The organism is Bilifractor sp. HCP3S3_D3 (assembly GCF_052063915.1).
Taxonomy (GTDB): Bacteria; Bacillota; Clostridia; order Lachnospirales; family Lachnospiraceae; genus Bilifractor.
Genome location: NZ_JBQHWP010000016.1, coordinates 14496 through 26915, shown reverse-complemented (window position 1 = coordinate 26915; position 12420 = coordinate 14496). Strand labels below are relative to the sequence as shown.

The 12420-nt window shown below is 49.6% G+C and carries 10 protein-coding genes; 6 read left to right on the top strand and 4 right to left on the bottom strand.

Annotated features, from left to right (window positions below):
* Nucleotides 1-229 precede the first annotated feature (229 nt).
* The 4 genes from ACTNDI_RS10315 (at nt 230) to ACTNDI_RS10300 (ending at nt 4737) form a co-directional block, all read left to right on the top strand.
* Nucleotides 230-748 (top strand): hypothetical protein, encoded by a 519-nt coding sequence (locus tag ACTNDI_RS10315; RefSeq protein WP_441100903.1) that lies wholly within the window; start codon nt 230-232, stop codon nt 746-748.
* Nucleotides 749-944: 196 nt separating this feature from the next.
* Complete coding sequence (gene trxA, locus ACTNDI_RS10310; RefSeq protein ID WP_441100902.1) at nt 945-1259, top strand: thioredoxin; 315 nt, start codon at nt 945-947, stop codon at nt 1257-1259.
* An 88-nt stretch (nt 1260-1347) separates the two neighbouring features.
* Nucleotides 1348-3933, top strand: a complete 2586-nt coding sequence (locus tag ACTNDI_RS10305) for an FAD-dependent oxidoreductase (protein ID WP_441100901.1) — start codon at nt 1348-1350, stop codon at nt 3931-3933.
* A gap of 84 nt (nt 3934-4017) precedes the next feature.
* A complete protein-coding gene (locus ACTNDI_RS10300; RefSeq protein WP_441100900.1) occupies nt 4018-4737 on the top strand; it encodes a Crp/Fnr family transcriptional regulator in 720 nt (239 codons plus the stop codon).
* Between the two features lie 76 nt (nt 4738-4813).
* Here the strand turns inward: ACTNDI_RS10300 and ACTNDI_RS10295 are convergent, their stop codons facing one another.
* Both ACTNDI_RS10295 and ACTNDI_RS10290 read right to left on the bottom strand, forming a co-directional pair.
* A complete protein-coding gene (locus ACTNDI_RS10295; RefSeq protein ID WP_441100944.1) occupies nt 4814-6496 on the bottom strand; it encodes a LuxR C-terminal-related transcriptional regulator in 1683 nt (560 codons plus the stop codon).
* A gap of 18 nt (nt 6497-6514) precedes the next feature.
* Nucleotides 6515-7879, bottom strand: a complete 1365-nt coding sequence (locus ACTNDI_RS10290; protein WP_441100899.1) for an extracellular solute-binding protein — start codon at nt 7877-7879, stop codon at nt 6515-6517.
* Nucleotides 7880-8122: 243 nt separating this feature from the next.
* Between ACTNDI_RS10290 and ACTNDI_RS10285 the strand changes: the two genes are divergently transcribed.
* Nucleotides 8123-9976, top strand: a complete 1854-nt coding sequence (locus ACTNDI_RS10285; RefSeq protein ID WP_441100898.1) for a hypothetical protein — start codon at nt 8123-8125, stop codon at nt 9974-9976.
* Nucleotides 9977-9990: 14 nt separating this feature from the next.
* A complete protein-coding gene (locus ACTNDI_RS10280; protein ID WP_441100897.1) occupies nt 9991-10671 on the top strand; it encodes a TIGR00266 family protein in 681 nt (226 codons plus the stop codon).
* Nucleotides 10672-10932: 261 nt separating this feature from the next.
* On the opposite strand, the gene ACTNDI_RS10275 is transcribed toward ACTNDI_RS10280, so the two are convergent.
* A complete protein-coding gene (locus ACTNDI_RS10275) occupies nt 10933-12009 on the bottom strand; it encodes an iron-containing alcohol dehydrogenase family protein (RefSeq protein WP_441100896.1) in 1077 nt (358 codons plus the stop codon).
* A 51-nt stretch (nt 12010-12060) separates the two neighbouring features.
* Nucleotides 12061-12363: a hypothetical protein gene (locus ACTNDI_RS10270; RefSeq protein WP_441100895.1), complete on the bottom strand. Its 303-nt coding sequence runs from the start codon at nt 12361-12363 to the stop codon at nt 12061-12063.
* Between the last annotated feature and the right edge of the window lie 57 nt (nt 12364-12420).

Sequence of the window (12420 nt, the reverse complement as noted above, 5' to 3'; positions counted from 1 at the left end):
ACGCCGTGAGCAGGAAATTCCTCACCTTTATAGGTGGCGAGATGAATTGCGATAAACACGGCGTTCTTTTGACCTTGCCGGAACAGCGGCTTCTGAACAAATTGTGAAATGGAACCGGTCGGCTTGACTTTTTTTCGCAGGATGCTATATTATTATTTAACACGAATAGATAGCGTACAATTTATTCCGCGTTTAATACGAGGAATTTCCAGAAGAAGAGGAGCAGACTTTGGATAATAAGCAGAAGAGATTAGAAAGGTTAAGAGTTCTCGGAGGAATAGCGGGAGCGGTCGGTATAGGCCTGATTGTTCTTGGATTTCGTGAGGCGGGTATCAGTACTGTAAGATACATCGGATTTCAGATGATCGGTGCGGTTCTCCTGTTGCTGGGAATCACGCCGGCGATCCTTTACCGTCAGCAATACAGGGAGAACAGCGCTGCGGAGCAGAATTCTTATTCTTCCGGAGCAGAGCAGGTGCAGGAGGATACGAGCTGGATTCCTGTCGGGGGCTGGATCTTTGCGGACGTAATCGGAATCACGAGAAACCTCCGTGCAGATGCCTCTTCCGGGGTTGAGTACTATGTGATCTGCAGATATCGCGATTTCAAGGAACATGTAGAGCACACCTTCACAAGCCGTTCCATGAAGGAATATCCCGGAAAGGAGATCATTGGCAAGCGTGTAAAGGTCTTCTTTCATTCCAAGGATCCGGGAGACTATACCGTGGATCTGAATACCATTGAATGAGAATGAATCATATAAACTGAATGATAGATTGTTTTAAGATGCCGCCGGACCCGTCAGGGTCCGGCGGCATCATTTGTTTATCTTTTTTCTGTTATGTGACCTTGTCACAGAAATGTCCCGCAAGAAGGTATAGAGTAAGTGTATCAGAAAGCGTTGAATCCTATTCAAGACCCGGTCGGGCAGAAAGGAGCTTATCATGGCGGAAATAAAAATCACGAAGAATAATTTTCAGAGAGAGGTTTTGCAGTCCGAGGTACCGGTTTTGTTGGATTTCTGGGCAGCCTGGTGTGGACCCTGCCGGATGCTTTCCGGGGTTATTTCGGAAGTGGCTGCGCAGGCAGAGGGAAAATACAAGGTCGGCAAGGTAAATGTGGATGAGGAACCGGAGCTGGCATCGGCATATCGGATTTCCAGTATTCCTACCCTGCTTGTTCTTAAGAGCGGAAAGGCAGTGGCGAGCGCAGTTGGTGTCCAGCCCAGGGAGAATATTGAAGATTTGCTTGGTCTGTAATGCTGCACGGAGACAAAGAAAACAGACGGACTGTGGCAATACCCGAAGAAAAAAGTATGGTATGAAGCCGGTAGAAAAGGAGACAAAAATGAATAAAACTGTGATTATCGGAGGAGTGGCAGCAGGCGCAGGCTGTGCTGCCCGCCTGCGAAGACTGGATGAGAACGCGGAGATTGTTCTTCTGGAAAGAGGACCGTATATTTCCTACGCAAACTGTGGGCTGCCGTATTATGTCGGAGATGTGATCAAATCAAAGGATGCGCTTCTGGTGACAAAGGAAGAGGTTCTTCGGGAGAGATTCCGGGTAGATGTAAGAACTCGGAATGAAGTAACAGCAATTGATAGGAAGCAGAAGAAGATTGCGGTGACTGATCTGGCTTCGAACCGTACGTATGAGGAGGACTACGACAAGCTGGTCATTGCGACAGGATCTTCTCCGGTGCGCCCTCGAATTCCGGGAATTGATTCGGAACGGATTTTCACGCTCTGGACAGTTCCAGATGCAGAAAAGATTCGTGAGATGGCTGCAGACGGCCGCAGCAGCAGGGCTATTGTGGTAGGCGGAGGATTTATCGGACTGGAGACAGCAGAGAATTTGCGAAAGGAAGGCCTGCAGGTCTCTATTGTGGAAGCGCTTGATCAGGTTATGGCCCCATTTGACCGGGAAATGGCAATGCTTCTGGAAGAAAATATCCGGGAGAACGGGGTGGATCTTTATCTGTCTGATGGGGTCGCTTCGTTCCGGACGGAGGAGCAGACGGTATTTGTAAAGCTGTCGAGCGGAAAAGAGCTTTCTGCGGATTTTGTGGTTCTTTCTATAGGCGTGCGCCCGAACAGTCAGCTTGCCATACAGGCCGGGCTGATGTGCAATGAAAGAGGAGGAATCTGCGTAGATGAGCAGCTTCATACATCGGATCCGGATATTTATGCTGCCGGGGATGTGATAGAGGTTACCGATCCGGTCTTCGGAGAGAAGACAATGATTCCGCTGGCGGGTCCGGCCAATCGGCAGGCCAGGATTGTGGCGGACAATATCGCCGGGGGAAAGGAGAGCTACAGAGGAACACAGGGAGCTTCCGTTGCCCGTGTGTTTGATCTTACGGCTGCTTCTGTCGGGGCAGGAGAAAAGAAGCTGATTCGCCGCGGTATGGTCCGGGGAAAGGACTATGAGAAGGTTGTGATCACCCAGAATTCTCACGCAGGATATTATCCCGGCGCGATTCCTATGATCCTGAAGCTGTTGTTCTCTCCGGATGGAAAGAAGATTTTTGGAGCCCAGATCGCAGGCGGAGAGGGTGTTGACAAGAGAATTGATACCATTGGGACGGTCATGCAGCTGGGAGGCGGAATTGCAGAGCTGAAAAATCTGGAACTGGCGTATGCGCCGCCTTATTCCTCCGCCAAGGATCCGGTGAATATGGCAGCTTTTGCGGCGGAAAACGTGATCCGAAAGCTGGTGGCTTTTTCTGAATGGGACGATCCCAAACCGGATGCCGGGGAGATCATTCTGGATGTCAGGGAAGAGGCGGAGAGACTTGCGTGGGCTCCGGCGGAATCCGTGAACATTCCTCTGGGAGAGCTTCGAGGTAGGCTGAATGAGCTGGATCGGAAGAAATCGTATATTGTGATGTGCGCGGTTGGCGTGCGGGCGTATACAGCGGCGAGAATCCTTTCACAGCACGGGTTTGAGCATATTAAGGTTTATCCGGGAGGCGCCAGTCTTTTCCGTTCTCTTCATCCGGACTGCGAAGACGGGGGCAATGCCGGCAATGGAAGAGCAAAGGACCGTTTCGATGCGTTGGATGACAGAAACCCGGAAACCATGCACACAGATAGAAAAACAGGACAGGCGGAAGCGGAATCCGGCGCGAACGAGACAGAGGGCTGCAAGAAGAGGAAACAGGCGAAGCAGATCCGCATTAACTGTTCGGGGCTTCAGTGTCCGGGACCGATTATGGAAGTCTATCGCGCCATGGAAAAGATGGAAAATGGTGACCTTCTGGAGGTGACTGCATCGGATCCGGGCTTTGCAAAGGATATTATTTCATGGTGCCGCCGCACGGGGAATACACTACTGTCCAATGAGAAAAAGGGGACGGACTATGTGGCTGTTTTGTGCAGGGGAAACAGCACAGGGTCGGCTGTGCCGGTTCCGGGAAGCAGTGTTCCCACATCCGAGGATCATGTTATAATGAATAATACACCGCAGGGAAAGACGATCATCGTTTTCGACGGTGATATGGATAAGGTTCTGGCTGCGTTTATCATTGCCAACGGGGCCCTGGCTATGGGACGCCCGGTCACCATGTTCTTCACTTTCTGGGGACTTACGGCACTGCGGAAGCCGGAGGCGCCCGGTATCAAAAAGGCACCTGCAGAGGCGATGTTTGGAAAAATGCTTCCGAAGGGGGCAGGAAAGCTGAAGCTGTCCCATATGAACATGGGCGGGGTCGGAACAGCCATGATGCGCCGGATTATGCAGGATAAGAACATTGATTCCTTAGAGGACATGATGAAAAAGGCTATGGAAAACGGCGTAAAAATCATAGCCTGTTCGATGAGCATGGATGTGATGGGGATACGGAAAGAGGAGCTGATTGACGGTGTGGAAATCGGCGGGGTTGGCACTTACCTTGGAGATGCTGAGGAGTCGAATGTGAATCTTTTCATATAATCACGGAAGCTGGAAGAGTATTTGAAACAGAAAGAGTCTGTTAGCGAGAAATGCCGGAAGAGTATGTGAAAGGGAGCAGCGTATATGGAGAATAACGGACAGAAGCATGATATACCTGCAAAAATGAAAAATGCAGAATTGATAGCTGCGCTGCCGTTTTGGAGCAGGCTGACAAAAGCGGAGCAAGAACTGGTTCGTGAGCATATCATACTCCGCATTTTCGATAAAGGCAGCACGGTTTTTTCACGTGGAAATGAGTGCCTGGGTTTTATACGTATCCTTTCCGGATCTGTCCGGACATTTCTGACGTCAGAAGAGGGACGGGAGATTACACTATATCACCTGCGTACCGGAGAGGATGATGTCCTCTCCGCGTCCTGCGTTGTGTCGCAAATTACCTTTGACACGCAGATGGAGGCAGAGGAAAGATGCCGGATTCTGATTGTTCCTGCCCATGTGCTGGCAAGGCTGAAGGAGAGTAATATCTATGTCCGGTGTATGATTTACGAGCTGCTTTCAAGGCGCTTTTCGGACGTGACATGGACCTTTCAGGAAGTGCTGTTCCTGCGTATCGACCAGCGCATAGCCGCCTGGATCGTGGAGATATGTGAACAGACCGGGAGCACGGAAATCACGGTCACACACGATCAGATTGCAAAAGATATCAATTCTTCCAGAGAGGTCGTGGCGCGGATGCTGAAGCGGCTCGCTGACGAAGGAGTGATCCGCGCCGGCAGAGGAAGAATACAGGTTACAGATATTGCGATGCTGAAGAATTTGCGTATGAACTACAGGAAGGAATAAAGGGCAGCTTTTTTCACAAGACGTTCTTATGACCGGTAATGATGCTGTAAGAGATGATCATTACCGGCGGTTGGAATTAATCGGAATTATCTCCGTTCATAATAGCAGCGTAACGCAGAAGCTGCTTCATAGAATTTATTCCGAGCTTGCTGTAGATATTGCGGTTATGGTAGCGGAGGGTGCTTTCCTTGATGTTGTTTTCCTCCATAATCTCTTTGGTTCCCTTTCCGGACAGATAGAGGAGGAAAATTTTCTTTTCGGTCCGTGTTAAGGTGTTCAGTCCGTTCAGAAACAGCTGATAGCTTTCCGGATCCACTTCTTTTTTACGTGCGTACACCAGGCGGGAGAGTTCCCGCTTGGCGTCATCATATTCCCTGTTCACACGGCTGAGCTCTTTGCGGGCGTTTTCTATTTCATTTTCCAACGCGGATGTTTCCGCTTTCCTGTCATTTTCTATTTCCGAGAACAGAGTAAATAGCTCAGCGATTTCGGGAATCATTTCAGCTGTGTCTGTTTGCTCTCTGTTCTTCAGCTGGTCGAGGTTTTTCAGAATCGGATTCAAAAAGCGCCGGCTGAAATAACGGCAGCAGAGCAGAGAGAGACAAAGGAGGACGGCGAAGATCAGAAGGACCTCGGCGTCTTCACGGAAAGCCATCTGCTGATAATCACGAAGCGGAATGAGGATATAAGCGCGGAACCACTCATTGAGCCCGGCAAGCTTTACCTTCTCTGTGATTCCAAGATAGGAAGTAACGCGGTCCGTACAGAGTACCTGCTTTTCGGAGAGCTTTTTGGTGACGGTCAGCGTACCGGCAGGGGCAAGGTAGTATCCGTCGGTGGTTCCGCAGGACATAGAATTTGCTGGATCAATCTTTAGAGTGCCGGAGTTCTGTCCTTCCGGAGCATTGTGAATATCTGCAAGAATGCAGGTGAGATGACTCAGGGTAGTGGGCTGGGCTATTTTCTGTCGAAAAAAGCTGTCATTCACCTCAAAGCCGCAGACGCCGATAAAAGTTCCGTCAGGAGAAAAAAGCGGAAACAGCAGGAGCAGTACCTTATCCGAGGTTCCGGGCAGGACAAAAATATCACTGAAGCTGCAGGTGTCCGGCTGCGCGCTGCTTTTCCAGGTGTCATACCCTGGGAGGTTCTGTGTGTGAAATTCCAGTGTCCATTTCCGATGTGGCATGACATTGTTTTTCTTGCCGATTTCCGTGATTCCGCGATAGAGAAGAAGCTCAGAATCGGAGTCGGGAGAGCTTTTGCGTATATACAGGCCTGACCTTGAGCAATCCGCTCCGGTCAGGCTTGTATTGACGGTAGCGTCAAGCAGCAGAAATGCGCCGGAACTGTCTGTCTGAAGAAGCTTATCTCTTATCGTATCGAACAAAAATTCCTGGAGTGCTTTCAGATCTGTTTCGGAGTCATTGATCTCCGAAAAAGAGATATGTCTTCCGTTGAGGTAGTTCCGGATCTGTTCTGTAACAGAAAGCGACATCTGAAGCCCAGTTGCCTCCAATGTCTCAAATTCGGAAGAGATATCCTGTGAAAAGACCGTCATCTGCATTTGCAGGGAAGAACGAAAGGTGTTCCTTTGCCTCAGCGCGGTAACGATGACGGACAATCCGATCAGGAACGCAGCCATCAGAAGTACGGCGAGAAGAAACATATACTGGAAGAGCTTATAGCGAAGGCTGTTCTTTTTCCTGGTCAGTTCGCTGCTTTCTGCTGGTTTACGATGTAAAAAAGAGAAAAATGTCATTTTCACAGACATCTCCTTTCAGGTTTCCGGAGGTCCCAGGCAGGAGCAGAACTGCTCCCAGGTCTCAAGCTCAAGGGTGTCCGGATCCTCGCCGTCGAGATAGCGTTTGTTCAGGGAAGTCTGCATAGAACGAAGCGTGTCATAAAGATGGTTGGTTTTTTCGATAAACCCGCTGTCCGAAGGGAGCGGAACAAAATGGCAGGTGTTCTTCACGACCCGGATGGCGTTGTATACAGAACGATAGGAGGGGCTCTGAAAGCGGTAGCTGTCGATTGCCTGGAAAGCTTCTTCTGTTACCGGAAAATAGCCCGTCTTCGCCGCAAAATCCAGATTCCGTTCGCTCTCTGTCAGCCAGTGGACAAAAACGGAGGCGGCTTCCGCCTTCAGGCTGTCTGTCTTGAGGGCACAGATTCCGCAGCCGGTCTGTGGAGCCAGTGGAGCGGAGGCGGCTTCCGGCCGGTCCGATACGGGAAGGGGAAGCACCTTCAGATTCATGGGCTCAGTTGTGTTGTCGGAATAGGTAACGATGTCATTAAAGTACAGAATGGCTGCGCTGGAACCGGTACCGGCAGGAACCTCGCCGGTCATCATCTGTGTATTGGCGTAAAGATCGGAGACGATGATGTCGCCTCTGATCAGTGCATCCGCAAACTGCTTCCAGGAACTACGCAGCACCGGGTCGGAGCAGTCGTAACAGCCGTTCTTTATGATCTGCGTTCCTCCCATTTCGCGTGCGCTGAGATCTACATTCTGCACCAGGTAATCAAAAGCACAGAAGGGCTTTCCCTTCGACCATTCCCTGTATTTCGCTGCCGTGCGGAAAAAGCCGTCCCAGGTTCGGAGGCTGCTGTAGGTGATGCCGGTATCCTCCTGAAATCGCTCAAACTCCGTTCCATTTACATAAAGAAGACGGGTGGATTTACAGACAGGAAAGACACAGAGGCGGTTCTGCAGGATCCCTTCCTCTACGAAGGCATCCACGTAGGAATCCAGCTCGTCCTGTGAAAAAAATTCCGACCAGTCAACCAGATTCTCCGGTCCCAGAAGAGAAGCCGTTCCGGGGTAGCACAGAAACAGGTCGGGCATGGTGCCGGCACCAGGCTTTCCCTCCTGCGCTGCCAGAAGCTGTTCTCCGATCTCGGAAGCATTGGACATCCGGGTCACGTTAATGACAATCCCTTTTTTCATACCGATGGTTTCATTAAATTGCTGCACCAGAAGATTCATCGGAGAGTCTACCTGTTCTCCGTACACATGCCAGAAGGTGAGCGTTACCGGGTCCGATGGATTCAGGCGGCTGCCTCCCGAGCAGGCGGACAGGAGCGGCTGACCGATCAACAGCAGCATGGTGAGAAGTAAAGATAAAATGGAGTGCTTTTTCATACGCATATACCTGTGAATCAATCTTTGTAACGATTCCGGAGATTGAGAAAACTGGAGGTTATCGAGATAGTGAGTGAATCGTTATTATTTTTAGTATTTCCCATCAAAACGGGGGAAACAGATGGGGACAAATCTGCCGATATCAGTATATTTAAATCATAAGACGGAAGCGCGCATACGACTGATTAAAGATTCTGAATCTATTATACACGAGGAATGAAAAATGTGGAAGGAGGTATTGCAATGAAACGGAAGAGAAAATATTTACAAAATGGTTGTGCTATCCTGGTGGTCGGTATTCTGATTCTCTCGACAATGATTCTTGCCGGCTGCGGCGGAAAAAATATGAAGGGAAGCAAATATCTGGGGAAGTGGAATGCTGTCTCAGCCGAAATGTCGGGGATGGAATTTGCCGTGTCGGATTTCATGGATGAATTTTCTTTCGTATTTAAAGAAGATGGGACCTGCGAGGCACATATCGATGATGAAGTAGAGAAAGGAAAGTGGGAGGAGACAGAGACCGGGGTAAAAATTAAAGACTCCACGGACACGATGGACTTAACCGATAAGGATGGAGACCTGTATATTGAATATGAGGGAGTCAGCTTTCATTTTGAAAAAGAGGGGAGTGAAGGCGTCGGCTCAGGCTCATCGTCAAAATCGGTAAGCGAAATAGTAACGGAGAGCACCTCTTCTCAAAGTGTGACCGCGGCAGACAGCACTTCTGCCGGTGTGTCAGGGCCGCAATCAGAGGCAGACGGCAGCCGGGATACAAGCGGTACACATCTGGAAATGAAGCTCTGGGATATCTATTATCCGGAAGGGTGGACAGAGAACGAAGATTACAAGGGAGACAGCGAGACCAGCAGCTATGGACGGCTGGATTATAAGCAGGGGGATACTGTTCTGGCGGCTGTGAATATTTCTGCGACAGTAGAAGACTGCAACGATTATCGGGATTTTCTCCATACGTCCGGTATTGACGCACACGCACTGGCAGTCGATAAGACCGTGGAGCAGAAGAACATCGGCGGGGTTCCCTGTGTTTTCTCTGAAACGACGAGCTGGGGCGAACCGGTTCTGACCTATATGGGGAGAGATGTTGGTTCCGGAACCACGGTAAAGGTAAGTATATCCGGTGAATATTCCGATCCTGCGGTGGAGAAGCTGATAAGCAACCTGGCATTTCATCTGAAGGATACCGGAAATGAGGATTATCCCTGGCCGTGGGAGGGAGAGGCCTTCACTACGGATCATGAGCATTCCAAGATGATCGCGGATACTACGATAACCTCTGTATGGGTTCCGGTTGAGGAACCGCTTCTGGCGCATGACATTTTCAGCGGAAGAATGGCTGCGGTTGGTGACAGAGTGTTTATATTACTGGATAATGTTTTGTATGAATACACACTGGGAGACTCACTGACACTGAAGAATACCATGAAGCTGGAGGATGATTATGAAGAACTTTCCGCTGACCAGAACGGAAATCTGTACCTGACAGGCTTTATGTCTCCGATGCTTACGGTAAAAGATGGTCAGATCATTGCGGCAAACGACGATATTGACAAGGCGGTTATACACAGCAGCGGAACCTGGGGTCTTTCCTGGTTTTTCGGGTCAGAACCGGAGAAAGTAGTCTTTGACGGAAGTAAGGCCTCGAAAGAAGCATGGTCCGGTTTTTCCAACGAGAGTATCAATACTGTGAGCCTGAGTGAAAACCACATCTTCATCGCAGGCGAGGATCCGGATACGCAGAATGAAGCCATCTGGGTTTTGGACACCGAAGGAAATCAACAGATGGAGCTTGGAAACCAGGAATTTGGAGGAGAACAGTCTCTGGGCAGTATTACAGATATCCAGGAGACGGAAAAAGGATTTATCGGTCTGGATGGAAATATGCGGAACCTGTTATTCTGGAAGAGCGACGGCAGTTTCCTGGGATCGGCGGAGGACAGTGAGCTTTTCGGAACTAACTATCCCTGGATCAGTACAGCTGCAAGACTGTCAGACGGCACCGTGCTTGTAGGTATGACGGAGGACAGAGCGGACAATTCCGCGACAGAGTTTATCGTTTACAGAGTCAGTGGATTCTGAGAGAGGAGAGATTTATGAGGTATGAAATAAAAGGCGGAAGTCTTCCTGTAGTTGAGTGTTATCTTCAGGCCGGAGAGTCTATGATGACGGAGAGCGGAAGTATGAGCTGGATGAGTCCGAATATGAAAATGGAAACGACTTCCGGAGGAGGGATCAAGAAAATGTTTGGAAGAATGTTCTCTGGTGAGAATATCTTTCAGAATCGTTATACGGCGCAGAATGGAGAAGGTATGATTGCCTTTGCGTCCAGCTTTCCAGGATCTATCAATGCAATTGAGATTTCACCGGGTAAAAGCGTAATCGTGCAGAAAAAGGCATATCTTGCCGCACAGGAAAGTGTGGAGCTGTCTATGTACTTCCAGAAAAGCCTTGGCAAAGGTCTCTTTGGGGGAGAAGGTTTTGTTATGCAGAAGCTTTCCGGACAGGGAACCGCATTTATTGAGATCGACGGTTTCGGCTGTGAATACATCCTGCAGGAAGGACAGGAAATGATTGTAGACACCGGTTATCTTGCAGCCATGGATGAAAGCTGCAGTATGGAAGTGGTGACGGTACCTGGTGTGAAAAATATGCTGCTGGGAGGAGAGGGCGTCTTTAATACGGTGGTCCGCGGTCCGGGCAAAATTATCCTTCAGACCATGCCCATTTCCAATGTCGCAGCACTGCTGGCACCGTATTTTGATAAAAAGTCGTGACAACGAGATAAAACGCGACATTTCGCGGTGTCCGTATAAAGGAAATGCCCTGTCCGGAATCGTTAAACGAAGCGATTCCGGACAGGGCATTAAAAATTATCTCTTTATATCAATGCGCTTTGTATTCAGGCACTTCTTATTCAGGCACTTCGTATCCAGGCGCTTCGTATCCATGCGGTTCACATCAATGCGCATCATGGTATTGATCAGCATAGCTATGTTCTGTATGTCTATAACCTGAGTAGTCTTTTTCGGAGCAGATTAAAGATCCTTTGCTATCTCGTTAAGGATTTTCCTGTCGCAGTGAAACGGGGCGAGTGCCATCTTGGATTCCTGGAGTTCATCGACGGCACGGGAGAGAACCTCATCGCTTACGGTGAGCTGCTCACTTATTTCAGAATAAAATTCGCGCCAGTCGTCGAGATCCTTGAATCCGGCGAGGGAGAGAGCCTTATCTCGGAGATCCTTATCTGCGTGAGACAGATAGCCGGCCTCAAAATATCCGCATGCCTGTCCGTGAGGGATACCGGCGTTTAAGGTGAGCGCATAGGAAAGACCGTGAGGAATTGTGGTCCCGACCTGGGCGATCGACATTCCTCCCAGGACAGATGCGGTCATTAGGTTCGAAAAATCCCTGTCGGACGCCCGGACCATTCCGGAGAGAATATCTCTGTTCAATGACCATGCCTTCAGGCCGGCTTCCGCCGTCATGTTGCTGTAGGTGTCAGAGTGTGCATTGATCAGGCTCTCCCACAGATGAGCCAGCGCGTCGACAGCGGTATTTCTCAGTACGGATAGAGGAAGCGATCTGAGATATCCCGGATCAGCAAGGCCAAGCGACGGAAAAATCTTGTATGGAATGGAGCCTTTGGTATTGGTCTTATGGTTCGTAAGGACAGATACTGCCGTGACCTCTGAGCCGGTTCCGCATGTGGTGGGAACTTCAATGACGGGAATGGTATCGACAGGGTTTCCTTTTTCGTAGAGATAGTCGATTCCCTTGTCGTGGTTTTTGATCATCAGCGCTGCGGCCTTTGCCGCGTCAAGCGAGGAGCCGCCGCCGATGCCGATACAGAGATCGGCGCCGAAATCTACGGCCTGATCCCGGATTTTCATCACGGTATCTGTCGAAGGATTCTGCTCAACACCGTCAAAAAGTGTGAAGGGGATTCCGGAATCATTGAGAACACCTTCAACATCTGAGAGCGATCCGTTCTTCTTGGAAGAGCTGCCGCCGGTAACGAGGACAGCCCTGCTGCCCAGCGAGGCTATTTCTGATGCGTGATTCTTTACGCAATTCACTTCCTGATAAAGCTTTACGGGCATATAAAATTTCATGGAAAACACCTCTTTCTTTAAGAAAAACAATCCGTAATATTGACATGAATATCAGAGAGAAAGGTCATGACTGTCACCTTTTTCGTTAGAAGATTCTAGCAGTTTACGTGCATGATCTTCCTCATCGGCGGTAACGGCGAGATGATAGAGCATCTCGTTTCGCGGCCGGACTGCCGGCTTTATCCCGCTCCAGTCCGCGGGCCGCATCTGTGCCCCGCACCCTCCGACGGGCATGGGTTCGGAAGCCCAGGTCTTTGTGCGCAGCCCGGCATTTTTTAAACGATCCTCGGCTCTGTTAATCTCATCCTTATTTCTTGAATCTAGTATGGTTATCCACCTTCGGAACTTAAACATGGTCTGTTCTCCTTTATTTATTCTATTATACGTTGCAGGGGAGGATGCAACAAGAAT